This is a genomic window from Psychrobacter sp. BI730 (assembly GCF_013414195.1).
Classification (GTDB): Bacteria; Pseudomonadota; Gammaproteobacteria; order Pseudomonadales; family Moraxellaceae; genus Psychrobacter.
The window spans coordinates 130,079-151,536 of record NZ_JAATTV010000005.1 but is presented as its reverse complement, the minus strand read 5'-3'; the positions used below and the strand labels follow the sequence as shown (position 1 = coordinate 151,536).

General features: G+C 42.6%; 20 protein-coding genes and 2 tRNA genes. 12 read left to right on the top strand and 10 right to left on the bottom strand.

Annotated elements, in window-relative coordinates; translation table 11 throughout:
- Nucleotides 1-59: 59 nt before the first annotated feature.
- The 7 genes from infB to tpiA all read right to left on the bottom strand — a co-directional run bounded on the left by infB (nucleotide 60) and on the right by tpiA (nucleotide 7,267).
- A complete protein-coding gene (gene infB / locus HCZ91_RS05345; protein ID WP_179798578.1) occupies nucleotides 60-2,786 on the bottom strand; it encodes a translation initiation factor IF-2 in 2,727 nt (908 codons plus the stop codon).
- 148 nt (nucleotides 2,787-2,934) lie between these two features.
- Complete coding sequence (gene nusA / locus HCZ91_RS05340) at nucleotides 2,935-4,419, bottom strand: transcription termination factor NusA (protein WP_057757751.1); 1,485 nt, start codon at nucleotides 4,417-4,419, stop codon at nucleotides 2,935-2,937.
- Between the two features lie 134 nt (nucleotides 4,420-4,553).
- Nucleotides 4,554-5,054: a ribosome maturation factor RimP gene (rimP, locus tag HCZ91_RS05335; RefSeq protein WP_057757748.1), complete on the bottom strand. Its 501-nt coding sequence runs from the start codon at nucleotides 5,052-5,054 to the stop codon at nucleotides 4,554-4,556.
- A 452-nt stretch (nucleotides 5,055-5,506) separates the two neighbouring features.
- Nucleotides 5,507-5,583: transfer RNA gene (locus tag HCZ91_RS05330), tRNA-Met, on the bottom strand.
- A gap of 123 nt (nucleotides 5,584-5,706) precedes the next feature.
- Nucleotides 5,707-5,790, bottom strand: a tRNA-Leu gene (locus HCZ91_RS05325).
- A gap of 141 nt (nucleotides 5,791-5,931) precedes the next feature.
- A complete protein-coding gene (secG, locus tag HCZ91_RS05320; protein WP_021814138.1) occupies nucleotides 5,932-6,240 on the bottom strand; it encodes a preprotein translocase subunit SecG in 309 nt (102 codons plus the stop codon).
- A 214-nt stretch (nucleotides 6,241-6,454) separates the two neighbouring features.
- Nucleotides 6,455-7,267, bottom strand: coding sequence for a triose-phosphate isomerase (gene tpiA, locus HCZ91_RS05315; protein WP_179798577.1), 813 nt, complete (start codon nucleotides 7,265-7,267; stop codon nucleotides 6,455-6,457).
- A gap of 384 nt (nucleotides 7,268-7,651) precedes the next feature.
- Here tpiA and pilB point away from each other — a divergent pair, with 384 nt between their 5' ends.
- The 4 genes from pilB to coaE all read left to right on the top strand — a co-directional run bounded on the left by pilB (nucleotide 7,652) and on the right by coaE (nucleotide 12,531).
- A complete protein-coding gene (gene pilB, locus HCZ91_RS05310) occupies nucleotides 7,652-9,367 on the top strand; it encodes a type IV-A pilus assembly ATPase PilB (RefSeq protein ID WP_179798576.1) in 1,716 nt (571 codons plus the stop codon).
- Nucleotides 9,368-9,587: 220 nt separating this feature from the next.
- The gene (locus HCZ91_RS05305; RefSeq protein ID WP_179798575.1) at nucleotides 9,588-10,811 is read left to right on the top strand and encodes a type II secretion system F family protein; all 1,224 of its coding nucleotides are present in this window, start codon (nucleotides 9,588-9,590) and stop codon (nucleotides 10,809-10,811) included.
- 7 nt (nucleotides 10,812-10,818) lie between these two features.
- Nucleotides 10,819-11,718: an A24 family peptidase gene (locus HCZ91_RS05300; protein ID WP_179798616.1), complete on the top strand. Its 900-nt coding sequence runs from the start codon at nucleotides 10,819-10,821 to the stop codon at nucleotides 11,716-11,718.
- Nucleotides 11,719-11,844: 126 nt separating this feature from the next.
- Entirely contained in the window at nucleotides 11,845-12,531 is a 687-nt protein-coding gene (coaE, locus tag HCZ91_RS05295) for a dephospho-CoA kinase (protein ID WP_102092650.1), read from the top strand.
- Here coaE and rlmB read toward each other — a convergent pair.
- Together rlmB and HCZ91_RS05285 are read right to left on the bottom strand one after the other, a co-directional pair.
- Nucleotides 12,494-13,264, bottom strand: a complete 771-nt coding sequence (gene rlmB / locus HCZ91_RS05290; RefSeq protein WP_102078746.1) for a 23S rRNA (guanosine(2251)-2'-O)-methyltransferase RlmB — start codon at nucleotides 13,262-13,264, stop codon at nucleotides 12,494-12,496. The two genes, coaE and rlmB, sit on opposite strands and share 38 nt — an antisense overlap.
- 223 nt (nucleotides 13,265-13,487) lie before the next feature.
- The gene (locus HCZ91_RS05285; RefSeq protein WP_057757729.1) at nucleotides 13,488-13,823 is read right to left on the bottom strand and encodes a pyrimidine/purine nucleoside phosphorylase; all 336 of its coding nucleotides are present in this window, start codon (nucleotides 13,821-13,823) and stop codon (nucleotides 13,488-13,490) included.
- A gap of 765 nt (nucleotides 13,824-14,588) precedes the next feature.
- Between HCZ91_RS05285 and recN the strand changes: the two genes are divergently transcribed.
- From recN to HCZ91_RS05250, 7 genes are all read left to right on the top strand, one after another.
- Nucleotides 14,589-16,268 (top strand): DNA repair protein RecN, encoded by a 1,680-nt coding sequence (recN, locus tag HCZ91_RS05280; RefSeq protein WP_179798574.1) that lies wholly within the window; start codon nucleotides 14,589-14,591, stop codon nucleotides 16,266-16,268.
- A 166-nt stretch (nucleotides 16,269-16,434) separates the two neighbouring features.
- The gene (locus HCZ91_RS05275) at nucleotides 16,435-16,998 is read left to right on the top strand and encodes a YqgE/AlgH family protein (RefSeq protein WP_101204671.1); all 564 of its coding nucleotides are present in this window, start codon (nucleotides 16,435-16,437) and stop codon (nucleotides 16,996-16,998) included.
- A gap of 50 nt (nucleotides 16,999-17,048) precedes the next feature.
- Entirely contained in the window at nucleotides 17,049-17,624 is a 576-nt protein-coding gene (gene ruvX / locus HCZ91_RS05270; protein WP_257019979.1) for a Holliday junction resolvase RuvX, read from the top strand.
- A gap of 86 nt (nucleotides 17,625-17,710) precedes the next feature.
- Nucleotides 17,711-18,205: a hypothetical protein gene (locus HCZ91_RS05265; protein ID WP_179798573.1), complete on the top strand. Its 495-nt coding sequence runs from the start codon at nucleotides 17,711-17,713 to the stop codon at nucleotides 18,203-18,205.
- Between the two features lie 92 nt (nucleotides 18,206-18,297).
- Nucleotides 18,298-18,624 carry a sulfurtransferase TusA gene (gene tusA / locus HCZ91_RS05260; protein WP_114701432.1) on the top strand — a complete coding sequence of 109 codons (327 nt, stop codon included), beginning with the start codon at nucleotides 18,298-18,300 and terminating at the stop codon, nucleotides 18,622-18,624.
- Nucleotides 18,625-18,690: 66 nt separating this feature from the next.
- Nucleotides 18,691-19,629: a site-specific tyrosine recombinase XerD gene (xerD, locus tag HCZ91_RS05255; protein ID WP_179798572.1), complete on the top strand. Its 939-nt coding sequence runs from the start codon at nucleotides 18,691-18,693 to the stop codon at nucleotides 19,627-19,629.
- 68 nt (nucleotides 19,630-19,697) lie between these two features.
- On the top strand, nucleotides 19,698-20,027 hold the full coding sequence (locus HCZ91_RS05250) for a DUF3817 domain-containing protein (protein WP_346342180.1): 330 nt from the start codon (nucleotides 19,698-19,700) through the stop codon (nucleotides 20,025-20,027).
- Nucleotides 20,028-20,090: 63 nt separating this feature from the next.
- On the opposite strand, the gene HCZ91_RS05245 is transcribed toward HCZ91_RS05250, so the two are convergent.
- Entirely contained in the window at nucleotides 20,091-20,534 is a 444-nt protein-coding gene (locus tag HCZ91_RS05245; protein ID WP_179798571.1) for a PH domain-containing protein, read from the bottom strand.
- A 241-nt stretch (nucleotides 20,535-20,775) separates the two neighbouring features.
- On the opposite strand from HCZ91_RS05245, the gene HCZ91_RS05240 reads away from it, so the two are divergent.
- Nucleotides 20,776-21,384, top strand: coding sequence for a methyltransferase (locus tag HCZ91_RS05240; RefSeq protein ID WP_102092644.1), 609 nt, complete (start codon nucleotides 20,776-20,778; stop codon nucleotides 21,382-21,384).
- The last annotated feature ends 74 nt before the right edge of the window (nucleotides 21,385-21,458 follow it).

The following is a 21,458-nucleotide window of genomic DNA, read 5'->3' as shown; positions in this document are numbered from 1 at the left end:
AACAGCTCAGCGGGTTACGCATATTGCATTAAGACATACTCTGCTATCGAACAACAGCTTTAGATAGTACGTGCGAACTCTTGGATTTCAAAGACTTCGATCTTATCGCCAGCTTCAACATCATAGCCACGAACGGCCAAACCACATTCCATACCAGTACGTACCTCATTGACGTCTTCTTTGTAACGACGCAATGATTGCAATTGACCAGTAAAGATAACTTGGTCATCACGCAATACGCGGATAGGTTTGTTGCGATAGATTGTACCTTCGACCACCATACAACCAGCAGCAGCACCGAACTTACTAGAACGGAATACTTCACGAACGTCTGCAACACCAAGGATTTTCTCGCGATGTTCAGGAGCAAGCATACCGCTCATTGCTGATTTCACATCATCGATCAAACCATAGATTACGCTATAGTATCGAATATCCATATTGGCAGTGTCTGCTTTGCGACGTGCGGTCGCATCTGCACGAACGTTGAAACCTAACAGTACTGCTTCACTCGATTCTGCAAGGGTTACGTCAGACTCAGAGATAGGACCAACGCCTGAACTGATCACTCTGACTTTTACTTCATCAGTAGACAATTCATTTAGGGCAGCTAGTAGTGCTTCAAGTGAACCACGTACGTCTGTTTTCAGTACGATATTCAAGAATGACACATCGCCTTGGCCCATTTGATCAAACATGCTTTCTAAACGCATCGCATTTTGACGCTCAAGTTGACGCTCACGCTCACGGTTGGTTCTAAAGTCCGCAACTTCACGAGCTTTTTTCTCATCCGTTACAACTAGGAACTCGCTACCAGCAGCAGGTGTCTCAGGCAGACCTAAAATCTCTACAGGAATAGAAGGACCAGCTGATTTAATACGTTGGCCATGCTCATCGGTCAATGCACGAACTTTACCATAATGCTCACCAGCTAGAACCAAGTCACCTTGTTTCAATGTCCCTTTTTTCACTAGGACACTAACGACAGGACCACGACCTTTTTCAAGTCTTGATTCAATAACCACACCCTGAGCAGCACCGTCTAATGGCGCTTCTAGTTCCATTAGCTCAGCTTGCAAGCTAATGAATTCTAGTAGGTCTTCAATACCTTCGCCTGTTTTGGCTGAGATACGAGCCATTGGTGTATCGCCGCCCCATTCTTCTGAAACAACTTCTTTCGTCGTTAATTCATTAAGAACACGGTCAGGATCAGCGCCCGGCTTATCCATTTTGTTGATAGCAACAATGATTGGCGTACCAGCTGCACGTGCATGATCAATGGCTTCTGCTGTTTGTGGCATCATGCCATCGTCAGCTGCAACAACCAATACAACGATATCAGTCGCTTGAGCACCACGTGAACGCATTGCGCTAAACGCTGCGTGACCTGGAGTATCAAGGAAAGTAATAACACCGCGATCAGTTTTTACATGGTAAGCACCGATATGCTGTGTAATGCCGCCCGCTTCACCATTCGCAACTTTCGTTTCACGAATTTTATCTAGTAGTGAGGTCTTACCATGATCGACGTGACCCATAATAGTCACTACTGGTGGACGAGTCTGGATATTACTACTACGTTCATCAACTGCGTACTGTAAGTCATCTTCGACTTTAGTATCACTAACTGGTACTGGGTTGTGGCCCATTTCTTCAACAAGCAAGCTTGCGGTTGCTTGATCAATCGTATCTGACTCACGAGCCATTTCACCCATTTTCATAAGTAATTTGGTTACTTCGCGAGCTTTAACCGCCATACGCTGTGCAAGATCGGCAACTGAAATTTGCTCACTAATCTCGACATCATAGACAATTTTTTCAACAGGTTTTTCAAACTTATGCTGTGATGCCTGAGTTGAACGCAAACCGTTTTTGCGGTTTTTGATTTCGCGCTCATCTTGGTTCTTACGACGACGACCACGAGTACCAGTACTGTTCGAACCACGTTTGATTTCGCGACGCTCTTTTTCGAAAGACTCTTCTAGTGCATCACCGACCAAACCTTCAGCCAATGGCTCATCTTTACGTACTTCAGTAACAGGCTCACGATCCGTATATTTACCAGCCATTTTGCGCATTTGCTCAAGTGTACGCTTTTGCGCTTCTTCAGCTTGTGTACGGCGGGTTTCTAATTCGATTTCACGCAGACGCGCTTCTTCTTTTTCACGAGTCTCGCGAGCTTTACGTTCAGCAGCGGTTTCAATTTTAGGCTTGGTTGCAGCAACTTTCTTTTTCGGCTGCTCTTTAGGCTTAACTTCAGCAGTCGCTTTGCCACCTTTTTTGACGACAACTGATGTAGAAATATCATCATTCTTATCGTCTGATTTTTTGCTAGATCCTAAGCTTGCACGCATTGCTGCTAGCGTTGCTGCTTGACGCTCTTCCGCTTTTTTCTTAGTAGCGGCGCGTTCTTCGGCTTCTTTTGCTGCACGTTCTTGAGACTCAATTAGAGCCTGCTCACGAGCGGCTAGCTCTTCAGCCATCTTTTCTGGATCAGGCTTTTCGAATACTTTCTTTTTACGCACTTCTACGTTGACGCTCTTAGATTTACCAGAAGAGCCGGTCACACGTGCAGTACTGGTCGTCTTAGATTTAAGACTAATACGACGCTTTTCTTGTTGACCATGACTTTGCTTTAAATACGTCACCAGCTTTTCTTGCTCAAGCTCGGTGACTAGGTCATCCTCTGCGCGAGCAGGCAGGCCAGCATCTACTAGTTGCTGCTTTACAGCATCTGTAGTTTTGCCTACCATTTCTGCCAGTTCTTTGACGGTCTTATCTGCCATTTATTATCACCTACTGTCTATTATTTGCTATATGTTCAATTCAGTTGTTGGCTACAAATGATTGGGTTAAGGCTGATACTTATAAATAGATATCAGCGCTTTATTCTCAATAGCATATCACCAAAAGACAGCGATATGCAGTTACCGCTTATTCATCGAACCAAGATTCCCGAGCTTTCATGATGAGTTTTCCTGCAGTTTCAGAGTCTAATCCTTCGATATCTTCTAGATCGAAGACGGCTTGTTCTGCCAAGTCATCAACAGTAATGATGTCTTTTTGCGCCATTTTATAAGCCCAACTGACTGTCATACCTTCAAGCTCTTGAAGCTCTTGACTTGGCTCTTTCATGTTCTGTTGTTTGACCAGTTCATCAGCGATGACAACTTCTTTAGCACGCTCTTGAATCATATCAATCGCTTCATCGTCTAGACCTTCGATATCATAGAAAGTCTCAACTGGTACATAGGCCACTTCTTCGATACTGGTAAAACCAATATCAACCAATGCCTGTGCTAAATCTTTATCTACTTCTAGGCGCTCATAGAATAATTCAATAAACGCTTTTGATTCGTTTTGTTGACGTTGCTGATACTCTTCTTCGAGCATCATATTAAGCTTATAGCCCGTTAACTCAGACGCTAGACGTACGTTTTGACCTTGTGAGCCAATAGCACGTGCCAATTGATCATTGGTGCTAAAGATAATATCTGCTGTTTGCGTATCTTCATCTAAAATGATACTGCTTACATCAGCAGGCTCTAGAGAGCTGATGATAAACTGGGCAGGATCATCTGACCATACCACCACATCAATACGCTCACCGTCTAACTCTTGCTGTACTGCTTGGATACGTGTACCACGCATACCGATACAGGCACCAACTGGATCGATACGATGATCGTTAGTCTTCACGGCTATTTTAGCACGAGTACCTGGTAGACGAGCGACATTACGAATTTCGATAATTTGTTCTGCAATCTCAGGCACTTCTTTTTGCATCAATGCTGATAGCATTTCAGGATGTGTGCGAGATAACAATAACTGTGCACCGCGGTTTTCACGGTTCACATGGTACAAGATAGCGTTGATACGCGACTTTGCACGGAGTTGTTCACGTGGCAACATTTGATCACGTGACAAATAACCTTCAGCATTGTCACCCAAATCGATGATATAGCCATCACGAGTCTGTTTTTTGACTTCGCCATACATCATCTCACCAACACGTGGCTCGAAAGCATCTGCAACTAATGCACGCTCAGCTTCACGAATCTTTTGGATGATGACTTGTTTGGCTTGAGTAGCAGCAATACGACCAAATTCGATTGATTCAATTTGCTCTTCTTTAATATCACCAATTGACCATTCTTCCTGATCAAGATCGGTGATAGCAAGCTGACAAGCTGGCATTTCATGGTCTTCATCTGCAACCACTGTCCAGTAACGATAAGTATCGTAATCGCCAGTTGCACGGTCGATCGCTACCCGTACAGCCACTTCTGGCTGCTCGGTATATACTTTTTTCTTAGTCGATACCACCAAAGCGTCTTCAATTGCTTCAAAGATATCTTCAGGATTTAAGCCCTTTTCATTACTGACAGTTTCTACTACCGTTAAGATTTCACGACTCATGCTATACCTGTCCTATCATTTTTTAATTGACTTAAATTTTATAATTTGGGTGCTGCTATTATATAGTTGCTATAAGCCACATAAGCTATTGGAAGATAAAACTGTCTATTTATAAACAGTTACCCTAGTAAAATCTAGGCATCTTCATAAATCAAATTGGCTTTATCAATATTACTTAGTGCAATCTCAAACTGCTCGCCATCACTTGACGTCAGTTTTAAAGAGTTTTCATCGATGCTATCTAAAGTACCTGTGGCTTTACGGCGCTTTTGATCGCCTGTACCGATAGCCTGAATCAGACGCAAGCTCACAGTTTGACCAACATACGCATGCATTTGCTCATCTGAGAAAAACGCACGATCAAAACCAGGTGAAGATACTTCTAAGATGTATTCACCAGCGATAGGATCATGAACTTCTAAGATACCGCTTACTTGGTGATTTACTGCCGCGCAGTCTTCAATCGTTACTTGTTTATCTTGGGCTTGCTCTTCTGGCAATGCCTCAATATAGATACGTAGTAAAGAGCGACGACCTTGTGGCGCAAACTCGATACCCCATAGTGACACATCACAAGCGGCCACGGCAGGGGCAATAATATTAGTCAGTTCTGCAACTTTAGTCGAAAGCTTCATAATCTCTTTGTATTTTCCTATTCACTTATCTATCGTACTTAGTAAACCGTATTAAGGATTGACTCTTATCTGTATATAGTAATCTTATAATGATCAGAATCACGGTCAGTATATAATTTTAAATCACAAATATATGATACATATTGTGCATTTATATAGGGACGAGCGTAAAAAACATCAAGCTCGGCCAAACAATGCTTTTATTATTTATAAAGCACTACTATCGATAAAAGTATGAGGAATAAAAGATAGTGTTGCTTAAGAAGCATCGTGCCGGTAGCGGCCGATGATGACCAGTGACGAGTAATATCGTACTCTATAGACTTAGAGCTTAGCATAAGTAGGATAGATACCGCGATAACACTGACCTTCAGATACAAAAAAACCCACAAACATAATGGTGGGCTAATCGGTACTGACAAATTTAGTGTACAAAACATCAGTATAAAAAGTGGTAGCGGGGGCTGGATTTGAACCAACGACCTTCGGGTTATGAGCCCGACGAGCTACCAGACTGCTCCACCCCGCATCAATCTAGAACGCATATTATAGGGAGGTTTCGTAGAAGTGTCAATACTTTTTTTAAATTAATTATAAATTAAGTATTATCTGCTAAAAATCCAACCTGACGCTATGCTGCGTCTGTAAAACTTGGTGCGATTGGGGGGACTTGAACCCCCACAGCTTTCGCCACCACCCCCTCAAGATGGCGTGTCTACCATTCCACCACAATCGCATTGTACTGCTCTGCTTCTATCATCCAGTCTATAATCAATAATACTTAAGGTAGGCATCTATAGAACAGGAGTTGCGAAAACAGGAAAGCATTGTAAATCTAACCTACCAAAATAGCAAGCGCTGCCTACTTAAAAGAGGCTTACTCAGGATTTTGAGTCAATGGACGCGGCGTTTGCGGTGCTGAAACTGGCGCATCTAGACGAAACTGATCTTCTGCTTGCTTACGCGCATGAACAGCAAGCGTCATACTCGTAATAAAAAATATGACCGTTAGTACTGCCGTGGCACGCGTCAAGAAGTTAGCAGTTCCTGCTGCGCCAAACACGGTACCTGATGAACCGGCACCAAAAGAAGCTCCAGCGTCTGCCCCTTTACCATGCTGTATCAGAATCAAGCCGATCATGGCAATGGCCACAATAATATGCAGGGCTAATATAAACGTAAACATGGTGGCCTCTTTTGCCGCGTAATGACGACTGATAACGGAAAATAAAACGTAAGGTTAATAGAATGACAATCGGCATGATCAAATGCCAAATCGACTATATAAATAAGGCGCATTGTACACGATTGCAAGGGCAGTGTTAAACCTACTTTTACCAACCGATAAAACCATACTCTCTATAAGCTATGATCTTGATATCTGAGCGTTATTTATTCATTTAAGCATTGGCTTGGTTAAAGGCGTCGGCGATCGCTAGGAAGCTTTCTGCTTTTAATGAAGCACCGCCTACCAACGCGCCATCAATCATAGCGTCAGAAGCAAAGCTATTGGCATTATCAGCATTAACACTACCGCCATACAGCACGGTAATCGTATTTGTTATATCAGCAAAGCTTGCAACCGTTTGCTTGATATACTGATGAGTCTTACTCACTTCTGCCACAGTAGGCACTTTACCTGTACCAATCGCCCACACAGGTTCGTAAGCGACGAGCAGCTTTTCAGATAACGATGATGCTAACTCTGGCTGCTGAGTCAGCAAGTCTTTAATCACCGAGAGTTGCTCATTGATAACGTCGAGTGTTTGACCATTGTCATACTGCTCTTGCGTTTCACCGATACAAAACACCACGCCTAAGTTCTGAGAAAACGCATGAGACAATTTGCTTATCAGGCAATCATGAGATTCTTTGTGATATTGGCGACGCTCAGAGTGGCCAAGTAGCGTCCAAGTAGCACCTGCATCTGCTACCTGTTGGGCTGAGCAGTCACCCGTATAGGCTCCTGTACTTGCACTATAAGTACTAACGTCCTGTGCTGCACAGAGTATTGAGCTATCTGCTAGACGCGTACTCACTGTACTTAAATGCACACAACTTGGCGCTACCATCAATTTACAGCGATTTTTTGACGCCTGTGAGTTGGCTTGTTCTTCAGTATTAACTTTAGTCAATAAGTCGTCCAATAGTGCATTGACAGCACTGTTAGTCGCAGGATTCTGTTTCCAATTGCCAATTACCCAAGCTTGCATACTTATTTACCTTGTCTCATGTATTCATGCCAATTCGGCTAATATGCGCGTCAGTATAACAAATAATTCGTAAGTGCTATAGTAGCGTGCCACCATGAGCATAATCACTTCTGCAAATTTATCTACAGACAATACATCAATAGACCGTTATTTTTACGAGCTAGTCGTCTAATGGTATATATAATTTTTTCAAACTAAAGTAAAGTTCTATACTACAGAGTTTATAAAATCAAATATTGTTGCTGGTTCTATATATAGATATACAGATAGATAAGATAAACAAAGCAAGACAGTTATAGCGAGTTATCAACTAGCAACAACAAGTATATAGCGTGCAATACCAAGCAAGTCTACAGAATATTTTGTATCAAAGGAGAGGTTAGAATGTCTATCGCAACCAGTAAGTACGGCGGTCTAGCGCAGCAGCTGATTAGCGACGGTGTCGTTAGTGAAGCGAACATGAAGACGGCACAGATTGAGTCGCAACAGCAGCAAATAGGACTGGTACCCTATCTAGTAGACAATAAACTAGCCGATGCTTATCTACTTGCCCAAATGCTATCCCAAGCTTTCGGTGACCCTCTATTTGATCTTGATGCATTAAACATTGATGTTATTCCAAAAGACTTGGTTGATGAAAAAATCGTTCGCAAGTTTAATGCATTACCACTCTTTAAACGAGGACAACGCCTGTTTGTCGCACTGAGTGATCCCACACGCGTTGACGCCATTGATGCGATTGCTTTTAACTCTCGACTGTCGATAGAAACCATTGTTGTCGAAGAAAATAAGCTTAAAAAGCGTATCGAAAGTGCATACGCAGATACGATGCAGAGCTTTGATAGCTTCTCTGATAGTGATTTAAATGTTGGCTTTGAAGACGGTGACGAAGATAAAGAGAATGACGAAACTAAGCTGAACGACGGCGTTGATGAAGCACCTGTCGTAAAATTCGTCAATAAAATGCTAGTCGATGCTATCCGTATGGGTGCTTCTGATTTACATTTCGAGCCATACGAAAAGTCTTTCAGAGTACGATTTCGTGTCGATGGCGTCATGCAAAAAATGGCCAGCCCACCGGTTCAACTTGCGAATAAAATTGCAGCACGTCTCAAAGTCATGTCTCAGATGGATATTTCAGAACGTCGGGTACCGCAAGATGGGCGTATTAAACTAAAAATTTCTAAGAATAAAGCCATTGATTTCCGGGTAAACTCATTACCGACGTTATTCGGTGAAAAGCTTGTTTTGCGTATCCTTGATCCATCATCAGCCATGTTAGGTATTGATGCATTGGGCTATGAACCAGATCAGCAGGAAATGTTTCTAGAGGCATTACACAAACCGCAGGGCATGTTGCTTATCACTGGTCCTACTGGTTCTGGTAAGACCGTATCACTTTATACTGGTATCAATATCTTAAATACTGGCGCAACCAATATCTCAACGGCTGAAGATCCAGTCGAAATTAACCTTGAAGGAATTAACCAGGTCAATGTTAACGCCAAAGTTGGTCTCACGTTTGCCAATGCGCTTAAGTCTTTTTTACGTCAAGACCCTGATATTGTCATGGTCGGTGAGATTCGTGACCTTGAAACTGCTGAGATTGCTATTAAGGCAGCACAGACTGGACATATGGTTCTTTCTACTTTGCATACTAACTCGGCACCTGAAACATTAACGCGCCTACGCAATATGGGCGTCGCCTCCTTTAATATTGCCACGTCGGTTAACCTAGTCATTGCTCAACGTTTGGCACGACGTCTCTGCAAGAACTGCAAAAAACCTATTAACATCCCGCGTCAAAGCTTGTTAGAGATTGGTTTTACCGATACTGATTTAGATAACACTGATAATGTCATTTATGAACCAGTCGGCTGTAATGAATGCCGTGAAGGTTATAAAGGCCGTGTAGGTATCTATGAGGTGATGAAAGTCAGCCCTGATATTTCACGCATTATCATGGAAGATGGTAACGCAATAGATATTAAAGACGCTGCCATCAAAAATGGTTTCCGCGACTTGCGACGTTCTGGGATTTTAAAAGTGTTGCAAGGTGTCACAAGTATTCAGGAAATGATGCGGGTGACTTCTGAATAATAAGTAAAATCATAGAACACGTAATTTATGTCTTAGCATATTGACTTTTAGTTATTATAAGAGTGATAAACTAGCAACGTTCCTTATCGTATATCTTTAAAAATAAAACAGATAGCCACTGGTTTTTTACGCTAAAATAAAGTATGCCTGACTGGTATCCTAAGTCTGGTATTCTATTGTAAATTTACAATATATATTGGACCATTTTGAGGGTAGTACTATGGCAAAAGCTAAGACCGATATGTTATTAGATTTCGTTTACGACGGTGTGAACCGACGCGGGCAGAAAGTTAAGGGCGAAACCACCAGTCGCAACTTAGAGCTAGCGAAAGCAACCCTACGTAAACAAGGTATCACGGTTAAAGGGATTAAGAAAAAACCAAAGCCACTTTATACTTTCAAAAAAGCCATTAAAGCCATTGATATTGCTATTTTTGCTCGGCAGTTGGCAACAATGATGAAAGCAGGTGTACCGTTAACTCAGTCTTTTGAAATTGTCGCCGACTCCCTCGATAATCCGAGTATGAAAGACTTAGTATTGCAAATCAAAGCAGATATTGAAGCAGGTGGTACTTTTGCTTCTGCATTGCGCAAACATCCTCGTTACTTTGATGATTTATTCTGCTCACTTGTTGAATCAGGCGAACAATCAGGTGCACTTGAGACGATGCTTGAACGAGTCGCTACTTACAAAGAAAAAAGCGAGCTTCTCAAAGCAAAAATCAAAAAGGCGATGAAGTATCCTATTGCTGTTATCGTAGTTGCTATCATTGTTACTATGATTCTATTGATAAAAGTAGTACCAGTATTCTCTGATCTATTTGAATCATTTGGCGCAGAGCTACCAGCGTTTACGCAAATGGTTGTTGGCATGTCCGAATGGATGCAGGCATGGTGGTTTATCCTTATCATTGCTATCGGCGGTACAATCATCGGCTTTTCAGAAGCTAAAAAAAGATCTAAGAAATTTCGTGACTTTTTAGACCGTGCTGTCTTAAAAGCTCCGATATTTGGCAATATCGCCTATCAAGCGATTATTGCACGCTTTTCTCGTACACTATCTACAACTTTTGCCGCTGGTGTGCCGCTTATCGATGCCTTAGACTCTACTGCTGGTGCGACCAACAACGTCGTCTTTTACAATGCTACTCAGCAAATCAAAAATGACGTATCCACTGGTCAGCAATTACAGTTCTCTATACGCTCGACCAACTTGTTTCCCAGTTTAGTCATTCAAATGGTTGGTATTGGCGAAGAGTCTGGTAGTTTAGAAGAAATGCTAGATAAAGTTGCTGTCTACTACGAAAACGAAGTTGATAATGCGGTTGATGGTTTGACGAGCTTAATGGAACCGTTAATTATGGCAGTATTAGGTGTATTAGTTGGTGGTCTAGTCATCGCAATGTACTTACCAATCTTCCAGATGGGCTCAGTAGTAGGATAATTATTTGATGCAATTTATACAGTTACTACAAGAGAACAGTACCCTAGCTTTATTCGTATTTGGTCTATTAGGTCTTTGCGTTGGCAGTTTTTTAAATGTTGTGATTCATCGCATACCGCTGATGATGGTGTATGGTTGGAGACAAGAGTGTAGCCAGTTTATGTCTGAACAGGCAGATATGCCACGCGAGCATACGCTACCCATAGCAAATATGGTAGCTACTGACCAATTGATTACTTTAAGTCGTCCAGCTTCACGCTGCCCTCATTGCGCCCATAAAATTAAGTGGTATGAAAATATTCCTTTAGTAAGTTGGCTATTACTACGCGGACGCTGTTCAAATTGCAAAGCCGCTATCGGTCTACGTTATCCTCTCGTTGAGCTAGTAACTGCCCTCTTATCCGTATTAGTAATATATAAGTTTGGGGTAAATGCTACAGGTTTGTCCGCATTGGTTTTAGTATGGACACTGGTTGCTCTAACAGGTATCGACTTTGACACACAGCTACTACCTGATCGTCTAACCTTTCCTTTGGCAGGCTTAGGATTAGCGGTGAATTCACAAAGCTGGTTCGTCTCACCAACACAATCAATATGGGGATTACTACTTGGGTTTTTATCGCTATGGATAGTAGTCAAGGTATTCTATTTAATCACTAAGAAACATGGAATGGGTCAAGGGGATTTTAAACTACTAGCAGTATTAGGTGCTTGGCTCGGACCTATGATGTTACCCTTAATCATCCTACTATCGTCTTTACTTGGCTCTATCGTTGGGCTGATCTTGATGAAAAAACAAGGTGAAAGCCGTCCTTTTGCTTTCGGGCCTTACATTGCTATTGCAGGTATTGTTGCCTTATTATACGGCTCAAATATCGTCAGTTGGTATCTCGGTATGTATGTCTAAGAATTGATAACATACACTAGATTATTGTCGTAAATTTTCGGCAGTGACTCATGAACGAAGCCTTAAAAGGCCAATTGTGAGTTTATAGCTGCATTCATTGTTCTATCTTTCAGATAAGCCATTATTATGTCAAAAAATACATCGCACTCTTATTCACACCAGCCACAAACCATGCAAACAAAAAGCAAGAAGCTCGTAGTTGGTTTGACGGGTGGTATCGGTAGCGGTAAATCTGCCGCTAGTGCTTGGTTTGCTGAGCAAGGCATCAATATTATTGATGCAGACGTAATCGCCCATGAGACTGTCGCTAAAGGTAGCGCCACTCTGCAGAAAATCCAGAAAAAATTTGGTGATTGGATACTGACGGATGATGGTGTTATGGATAGGGCTGCTGTACGTACACACGTATTCGCAAATCCTGAAGCGCTGATTGAGCTTGAGGCTATCACTCATCCAGCAATACGTGAGACAGCAAAAGCACAGCTAGATGCTAGTACTTCACCGTATATAATCTTGTCTGCGCCTCTACTTATAGAGGCGGCAGAGGCAGGACTGGCCAATTTATGTCAACGTATTTTAGTCATGGATGCGACCGAAGACACGCAGCTTGCACGTGCCAGTCAGCGTGATGATCAAAGCATACAAAAAATTAAGGCCATTATGACCAATCAGCTGAGCCGTGAAGAGCGTAATCGTCATGCAGACAATGTCATACTCAATGAGAGCGACCTTGCCTCTCTATATCTACAGTTAGAACCCTTGCACCAAGAGTATCTTACGCTTGCCCAGCAGCTAAAGTTCGCTGGCGATTAACCTCGTACAATGCCATGCCAGTAGCAACACTCACGTTTAGGCTCTGTAGATTACCATGCTCGTTTCCTGACATTGGAATATAAACTAACTCATCACAGCTTTCCATTGTCAGGCGACGCATACCCTCTCCTTCTGAACCCATAATAATAGCGGTCTTGCCAGTTAGGTCAGCGGCATGTATTGGCTTAGCCTCTTCACTAAGTGCCGTACCAAATACGAAAACGCCTGCATTTTTGATTTGCGACAACGTGCGTGCTAAGTTCGTAACGCTGACGATCGGCATCATCTCTGCTGCGCCAACTGATACTTTAGCAACTGTTGGCGTTAAGCTCGCTGCATGGTGTTTTGGACAAACCACTGCATCTACACCCATAGCCACTGCGGTACGTAGGCAAGCGCCAAAGTTATGTGCATCAGTAATTTGATCCAGTACCAATAATAGGCACTGTTCACGGCCAATAATAGTATCAAGCAAACCTTCATCAGCAAAACCTAACGGACGAGCATTGAGTACCACGCCTTGATGCTGCGGACTACCACACAACTGCGTTAGCTTGTCTTTTTGGGTCGGTTGAATACTAATACCGTTTGCTTCCGCTTCGGCCATGATAGCTTGTACATGACTGTCACTCTCACGCCCTTGCTGCACAAACAAACTAAGACCATCAAGAGGACGATGTTCAAGTAACGCATCAATGGCATGAATGCCGTAAAAATAAATGGGTTTTGCCATAATAGGCCTACTAAATATAAAGTGGATATCGCACTAGGCGACGGGATAAAAGAAGATAACGTAGATTTTACGTGTCATGACCCATTGATGATGAGAGAACAGTAAACCAAACGTCAAAAAAGAAATAAACAATACCAATCCGATATTGTTTATTTTCTCGAAATACTAATGTGTGATAGAACAGGCGCTAGAATAATAAAGCTCAAGCGCCCTATTAATAATATCAGCCTTCTAGATGACAGACATATTGAACAATCTCTTCAGTACGTAGGTTAAAACCGCTATTGCCTTCAACGACAAATGATTGACCTGCACGGTAGTAGCTGAATTCATCGTCACCATTGATCTTCACTTCACACTCACCACTGGTGATTTCGATACGCTCAGAAGTGTTGGTGCTAAAATGATAATGCTCAACCAAGTTGTCACAAGGTAAGATAACGCCTAGCGTTTTATGACGACCATCCTCAAACATAATGGTATGGCTTGAGCAGCGACCATCATAAGATACTGTCGCTTGGGCATTAACTGTTACGTTAGTAAATTGCGCCGCTGTCATAGTGGCTTCCTTATCAAATAATTATGGCAAAACTAAAAAATAAGTAACGGGTTAAAGTACTGACAGAGTTGCACTGGGCTTCAAATACGCGACCAGTAAGCAAACATGCCTGCTTTAAATACTTTATCCCTCTATAATAGATATCTGCGCGCTAAAGGTAGCCACAGGTTCTATGAAAACGCTTTTGAATAATGATCGAGTGGCATATTTTTCACCACTATACGCCTACAATTTTACAAAATTATGACTCGTTATTAGGTTGCATAGCGCATCAAACTCATAAGAAGAGTTTATCATTATGTGAGATTATGCTACCACATTATATCTATAAAGTTTGTTAAAGCGACGAGGAAAATTCTATTCGATGACAAGTATCTACCCGTTCGTTTAATATTCATTTGGTATTTTTCTAGGCGGATGCTAGACCATCATTTTAGGTATCTTTTTATCATTATCAGTCAAAATACTTCTTCTCATACTATGCTTATCTTTGGATATCCAATGACCCTAATGATTAATATCATAGGTATTATGTCGATGATTTATTGTCAGTTTTTAATAGTTTTATGGTAATCTCCCAATAATAAATTCTGTTATACCTCGTCTTAAAGTTTGTATTTACGCACATTTAACACCATACTATTTGCCTACAATATTTATCTAATTAGCAAGTTTAAATAGATATTTTCACTTCCTTATTTACCCTATTTATAGATGGCTTCCTAAGATTTATATGATGTCCATTGTCTGTCCTGAGAGGCGTTGATGCTAGTATCGTTAACTTTACATCAGTTTGCGTTGATTGCTCAGCATGAGCTGAGCGTGGCTGAAGGTTTTAATGTCATCACTGGTGAAACAGGTGCTGGCAAGTCGTTATTGCTAGATGCACTATCACTATGTGTCGGTGAGCGAGCAGACAGTGCGATGGTCAGGCATGGCGCTGCGCATGCGGATATCTACGCTCAATTCGATGTAGAAAATAACAGTATCGTCGCTGAGTGGTTTACCAAAAATGAGCGACCGCTAGAAGAGCCTGAAGTACTTATTCGTCGACAATTAAGCAATACTGGCCGCTCAAAAGCATGGCTAAATGGTTCACCGGTTAGCTTAGCGGAGCTAAAGAGTTTAGGCACTTTATTGGTCAATATACATAGCCAACATGCTCAGCAAGCATTGCTCAAGCCGCAATTTGTGGTGCAATGGCTTGATGAGATGGCCCAGATAACACCGCTAGCCATCCAAACTGCCAGTAGCTATCAAGCCTATCAGCAGCTAAAACGTCGCGCAGATGACATCGCGAGCCGCGAAGCCCAGCGTCAAGATCGTATTCAGTTGTTGCAGAGCCAATTAGCAGATATTGCGCCATTATTGGCTGTGGACTACGCCGAAGTTGAATCTGAACACGAAGAGCTCTCCAACATTGAAGCCTTAATGCAAGAGGCTAGTCATGGTCTGCATTTGCTCGACAATGATACTGATGAGCCAGACGTCATGACCTTGCTTGGGCAAGCGATCAAACTCTGTGACAATCAAGTAAGCGTCAGTCAAACGTTTGAACAAGCCTCTGAGCAGCTGCATCTAGCACAGCAGCAAATCACTGAGGTAACTGCCCTGCTATCAGATTATGCCGAACAGCAGCTCCCTGATCCTGAACGCTTGCAAACATTAGACAACCTAATCAGCTTAGGACATCGTTTGTCACGTAAGCATAGCTTGCCCGCCAGTGATTTAATTGATGAAGCAAAAGGCTGGGAGGCGCAATTAGAGCAGCTAGAGAACGAGCCAAGTAGTGATGCAATGGCAGCGCAAATTGATCAGGCTTGGCAAGACTATCTCGCTCTGGCCACACAGTTAAATAAAGAGCGCACAAAAGCTGCCCCGGTAATTAGTAAGCAACTCATCAAACAACTACAACCGCTTGCGCTACCCAATGCTCGCTGTGAATTTGTTTTTACTAAGAAAGCCGAACCTAGTCATTACAATGCACAAGGTTGCTACGATATTGATTTATTATTCAGCGCCAATGTCGGTATGCCAATGCAGCCCCTACATAAAATTGCTTCAGGTGGTGAACTGTCACGTATGGCACTCGTGATGCAAGTACTACAAGCGACCAATGCTGATAACAATGCCGCCAAGCCTATGTTGGTATTTGATGAGGTTGATGTCGGTATCAGTGGCGGTACTGCGCAAGTGGTTGGCGAACTGCTACGCTCGCTTGGGCAAACACAGCAATTACTGGCTATTACACACCAAGCACAAGTCGCGGCGCAAGCGCATCAACATATCTTGGTACAAAAGCACCATCAAGAACAGACCGAAAGCGAGCTACTCATACTGACCAACAGTGCGCAAGTAGACGAGCTAGCGCGTATGTCTGGTGGTGTTATTATCACTGATGTCACGCGTGATCATGCCCGCAGCTTATTATCCGATGTTAAATAACGCTTATCTGACCTATCTAACGTTGAATAATCATTCGTTTTCATCAAAACGCATGGTTAGCTGAGTCTGTATGATTGTTAGTAGCAATTAGTGCGAATCTTGCTTTTCTGTTGATTATCACCATATAGTGGTCTTTCACCCTTATTATTAGGTTGCGTTTGTTTCTATGTCTAAAACCAATTTGACCCATCATTTTTTGATTGCAGCACCAGAGCTGTCAGACCCAAGGTTTGAGCAGGCACTTATATATATTTGCCGTCATGACAAGCATGGTGCGCTAGGTCTGATGGTCAATCGTCCGCTTGAGCAATCTCGCGTAGGTAAGTTGCTAGAAGATTTAGATATCGAAGTGACCAATCCACAGGTGATGGAGGATGTGGCATTAGAAGGCGGCCCTATGTATCCGGAGGTTGGCTTTGTGCTGCATACTGGTCAGCCGGAATGGGCGTCTTCTTTTGCTATTTCGGAGAACGTTTGCATCACGACTAGCCAAGATATCCTAAAGCGTATTGCCGCAGGTCAAGGCGTCGGTCACTATCAGCTGTGCCTCGGACATGCCAGTTGGGGCAAAAAACAGCTAGACCAAGAGCTGAGTAATGGTGACTGGTTAGTCTGCCCTGCTGATCTGAACTTATTATTTGATACACCGTTTGAAGAACGCTGGCAAATCGCAGCCGACAAAATCGGAGTCAATTTCGACTACCTTAGTAGTGACATAGGTCATGCGTAATCTCATACGCTGTACGAATTTAGATAAAGACATAAAGGACACCCATTACTATGGTAGATAGTACTGTTACAGCCAATAGCGCAGACGCTATAGATAATGACATTGATATTGATACTCTCGATAAAGATAGCAATAGCACTGCTGAAACTATTGAGCCAGAAGTAAAGCCGCATCTTATCTTGGCGCTAGATTACGGCGTCAAAAAGATGGGTATGGCGCTCGGTAATACCATTACGCAGACAGCGCGTGCCTTTGACATATTGGCGATGAATAACGGTCAGCCAGATTGGGACAATCTAATTGGTATCATCAAAGTTTGGGGCGTGGCGCAAGTCGTGGTTGGTCTACCGCTTAATATGGATGGCACTAGCTCTATGCTCTCAAAACGAGCGCACAAATTCGCTCGTCGTCTGGCCCATAGAGTGATGGAGCAACATCTACCAGTGATCGTATCACTGTGTGATGAGCGGCTGACTTCAATCGAAGCAAGAGAAATCGCATGGGACAATGGTTGGATCAAAAACGAACGCGACCCAATCGATGATATCTCCGCTTGTATTCTGATGTCGACCTATTTTGCTGATCCTAATAGCAGTATCGCTATCGATGCGATCAAAGCAGAATAAAGCAGCCAAATAGGTAAAAGACACGTGTGCGGCTATAATGTCACTTCGATACATCGTACTTCTCAACGGATAAATGACTGATTACTATGACCACTGTCTCAGACCAATCTTCGCAACATAAGTCACAGCATGGTTTTGCTCCACTTGCTATTGCCCGTATTAAAGGCGCACAGCGTGCCAACCAAATAGCGATTTATCTCATTTATGCGGCTATTTTTGCATTTGTGGTCTTTGGCACGATTGCTAGTATCAAAGCCTTCCATGATAACCAGTTGCTTTATCAATTATTTTATAATTTGCCATATGCCCTAGTAGCCCTCACGATACCTATTACTATTTACGATGCATTGGTCGTTTATCGTTATCGCTTAAATCAACCGTCGATGATTGCCATGAGTATTGGCGTATCAACCATTATATTGGTTGGTGGATTAATTTTTGCCGATACTGCATGGTTAGGACTATCTTGTTGGCTGGGCGTGGCATTTTTATTTAAAGTAAGTTTTAAGCGGTTTTTTAACTTTTTAGAAATAGCTGATACGCCTGATGCCGACGAAGAGGCTGAAAGTACTGAAGCGTAGACGACCTACAAAGTACGCCGCAATAAGCACTTAAGCAAACTACTTACCCTACTCGTCCTCCAACCCACTTATTTAGCTTTATGATAATGACTATGACCACTTCGATACCAGACACGCCTATCCACCATCACTTAGATACTCAAGGGCTGATTTGTCCTGAGCCGGTCATGATGCTACACCGCGTCATTCGCAAAGCAGATGGCGGTGAAGTGATTGAAATATTGGCGACGGATCCGGCTACCACGCGCGACATTCCGAATTTCTGTCGTCATTTGGGTCATGAGCTAATCGGTCAAGAAACACTGGCTGAAAATGTGAGCTTAGATGCTGATCCTGATGAAATCACCATCGATAGCGATGATGATACGCCTGCAAGCGTAACGCTATATCGCTATCTAGTTAAGAAAAAAATGGCATGATAGGTTTGGCATTATTTTAATAACTGTCTGTTATTGCCAACTTAACCCCTACCTGAGTATTATCCTATGAGCCGTGATCGTGCCGTGCAACAACGACAGCCTAAAGCATTGGCGGTCGATGATGAGCCAGCTTATATGACTGAGTTTCGTCAAGCCATGCTGGCACGCGGTCTAGCGACGCGTACTCGTAATGCGTACGTCCGCGACCTACGCTCTTGTGAGCTGACCAATCCTATCGCTCTGACACGCTGGCAGCCTGATGATGTGCTGCACTGTCTGTCACTCCTTGCTCAAGATGGCAAAACCCCACGTACACAAGCACGCATGCTCTCAAGCTTGCGCCAGTTTTATCTATGGATGATTGCCAGTAATCTGCGTGAAGACAATCCTTGTGAACGTATCAAAAGCCCAAAGCTCGGACGACCGTTACCAAAAGACTTAGCCGAGGCGGATGTCGATAATCTACTTGCCGCACCTGATACCAGTACGGCACTTGGACTGCGTGACAAAGCCATGCTAGAAGTGCTTTATGCCTGCGGTCTGCGGGTGAGTGAGTTGATTAACCTCTCATTAGAGCAAGTGAATCTAAACTCAGGCTGGCTACAAATCACGGGGAAAGGCAATAAAACGCGACTGGTGCCCCTCGGCGAATATGCAGCGGATGCATTGGAAGATTATCTGTCTCATGGGCGTGGCGACTTGATTGCTCATTTGAAGTCGGGGAATTGCCAAGCGGTATTTTTGACGGCGCAAGGTGGATATATGACGCGGCAGAACTTTTGGTATCTACTTAAGAAGTACGCCAAAGTTGCCAGTATCGATAAAGAATTATCCCCGCATACGCTACGTCACGCCTTTGCCACACATTTGCTCAATCATGGTGCAGATTTAAGAAGTGTGCAGTTATTGCTAGGACATAGCGATTTATCCACCACGCAAATCTATACTCATGTTGCAACGGCAAGATTGCAGAAATTACATGCCGAGCATCATCCACGTGGGTAGCCTTACCATATTGTCATATGGGCAGCATTGAAATCTAATATTATTGATGATTGTAAAAGGAATATATCGTGTCGCAAGCTCAACCGTCTGCTTTAACGAAGCGTCAAAACTCTGCACTTAGAAACCTCACTATCATGGGTTATTTAGAAGGCACTTCTTTTTTATTGTTACTTGGTATCGCGATGCCACTCAAATATATGTTCGATACTCCAGAAGCGGTGAGCTATGTCGGTCCAGTGCATGGGGTATTATTCGTTGCTTATATCGTGGTGCTGGTCATTACGGCGAGCAGAATAAAAATGCCGCTGTGGGCGCTACCTGCAGGTGTGCTCGGCTCATTCTTGCCATTTGGGCCGTTTATATTTGATCATTTATTAAAGAAGAATTTGAGGAAGTAATTTCAAGAAAAATTCCATATCAGGAACGATGTATAGCTGAATGCGGCTAACGATAATACTATTCTATTCGCCTGCTGTATCTATCACTATTTTGGGATTACGTGCTCGTATTTCTTGATAAAAGCTTGCTCTATCTTTCGGTGATATCAATACTTCTTCGTTCCGATATTCTATTTTAATCCTATCCAATGATAGTGCTGGCGCAGAACTCATACTTCGAGTCGGCATAATATAGGTGATATCTGTAAGCTCAATTTTTTGAACAGAGAACCCACTATCTACTTGTAGTTGGTCATTCGTTAATATGTACTTAGTACTGAAAAAAGGGATGAGCATTAGTGCTGCAATAGGTATGAGAGTAACCGTCATTAATAGAGTTTGTATGAGGGATTTGTGAGCATCTCGCTTCCACTGCCATAATGGAACAGACACAGTAAATAAGCTCAAACCCCAAAGTAACAGTGCAAGCCAGAAGTCTACTTTAGATACGAATATAATGTCTGGCATAAATAATACTTAGCGACTATTAGGTTAAATTCGATTCTATATTAAGCGATACCTCTTATCTAATGTCTCTAACATTTTTTCTTAAAAAGTTTTGCAATATCGCAAAATGCAGTTCCATAAATAGATAGCTGCAAACCTGCCCTTTTCTCGTTACAATACCCTTATTAAAGTGCGTCATGATATACATGCTACCTAACTGGGCTGCGCACTACCTTTTACCTATCTATTATCCGAGAATCCCATGAGCCATAGACCACCTTCTGACCTGTTAAAAAACGCCGAACACTGGCGCGAAGATATCAATTTTCGCCAAGAAGTACTGGGTAAGCCGTTTGATTTTGCGACCACGTGGGGTATTTTTTCACCGCAAAAACTCGATGACGGTAGCTTGATGCTTCTTGATTATGTGGATTTTGAGCAAGATGATGATTCGATCGATTTAGGCTGTGGTTATGGTGTACTTGGTATGACGGCAGCACGTGAATGTCCAAATGGTCAGCATACGCTGATTGATAAAGACTTTATGGCAGTAGAATATGCACGTCGTAACTGTGAAAAAAATGGTCTAAACAATGTCGATGTGCATTTATCAAATGGTTTTAATCATGTGGCAAAAGACAAAGACTTTAGCCTTGTGATGTCAAACTTGCCAGCCAAAGTCGGTAAAGAGCAGCATTATTTATACTTCCTCGATGCCTATGCACGCATGCGTAAAGGTGGACGTTTTTACGTGGTGACGATTAATGGCCTACGCCAATTTGTTAAGCGCTCATTTACCGAAGTATTTGGTAATAGCGACAAAATCAAGCAAGGTAAAACCTATACGATTACGATGGCGACCAAAGACTAGTTTTAGCTTTGCCTGATTAAGTTCCAGTTATTCAAATTAAGTTTGAAATTGACATAAAAAAGCACGCTAAATCT

Bases quoted from the DNA above. Each gene is read 5' to 3' on its own strand.
- infB (WP_179798578.1), bottom strand. From the start codon at position 2,786: ATGGCAGATAAGACCGTCAAAGAACTGGCAGAAATGGTAGGCAAAACT.
- nusA (WP_057757751.1), bottom strand. From the start codon at position 4,419: ATGAGTCGTGAAATCTTAACGGTAGTAGAAACTGTCAGTAATGAAAAG.
- rimP (WP_057757748.1), bottom strand. From the start codon at position 5,054: ATGAAGCTTTCGACTAAAGTTGCAGAACTGACTAATATTATTGCCCCT.
- secG (WP_021814138.1), bottom strand. From the start codon at position 6,240: ATGTTTACGTTTATATTAGCCCTGCATATTATTGTGGCCATTGCCATG.
- tpiA (WP_179798577.1), bottom strand. From the start codon at position 7,267: ATGCAAGCTTGGGTAATTGGCAATTGGAAACAGAATCCTGCGACTAAC.
- pilB (WP_179798576.1), top strand. From the start codon at position 7,652: ATGTCTATCGCAACCAGTAAGTACGGCGGTCTAGCGCAGCAGCTGATT.
- HCZ91_RS05305 (WP_179798575.1), top strand. From the start codon at position 9,588: ATGGCAAAAGCTAAGACCGATATGTTATTAGATTTCGTTTACGACGGT.
- HCZ91_RS05300 (WP_179798616.1), top strand. From the start codon at position 10,819: ATGCAATTTATACAGTTACTACAAGAGAACAGTACCCTAGCTTTATTC.
- coaE (WP_102092650.1), top strand. From the start codon at position 11,845: ATGTCAAAAAATACATCGCACTCTTATTCACACCAGCCACAAACCATG.
- rlmB (WP_102078746.1), bottom strand. From the start codon at position 13,264: ATGGCAAAACCCATTTATTTTTACGGCATTCATGCCATTGATGCGTTA.
- HCZ91_RS05285 (WP_057757729.1), bottom strand. From the start codon at position 13,823: ATGACAGCGGCGCAATTTACTAACGTAACAGTTAATGCCCAAGCGACA.
- recN (WP_179798574.1), top strand. From the start codon at position 14,589: ATGCTAGTATCGTTAACTTTACATCAGTTTGCGTTGATTGCTCAGCAT.
- HCZ91_RS05275 (WP_101204671.1), top strand. From the start codon at position 16,435: ATGTCTAAAACCAATTTGACCCATCATTTTTTGATTGCAGCACCAGAG.
- ruvX (WP_257019979.1), top strand. From the start codon at position 17,049: ATGGTAGATAGTACTGTTACAGCCAATAGCGCAGACGCTATAGATAAT.
- HCZ91_RS05265 (WP_179798573.1), top strand. From the start codon at position 17,711: ATGACCACTGTCTCAGACCAATCTTCGCAACATAAGTCACAGCATGGT.
- tusA (WP_114701432.1), top strand. From the start codon at position 18,298: ATGACCACTTCGATACCAGACACGCCTATCCACCATCACTTAGATACT.
- xerD (WP_179798572.1), top strand. From the start codon at position 18,691: ATGAGCCGTGATCGTGCCGTGCAACAACGACAGCCTAAAGCATTGGCG.
- HCZ91_RS05245 (WP_179798571.1), bottom strand. From the start codon at position 20,534: ATGCCAGACATTATATTCGTATCTAAAGTAGACTTCTGGCTTGCACTG.
- HCZ91_RS05240 (WP_102092644.1), top strand. From the start codon at position 20,776: ATGAGCCATAGACCACCTTCTGACCTGTTAAAAAACGCCGAACACTGG.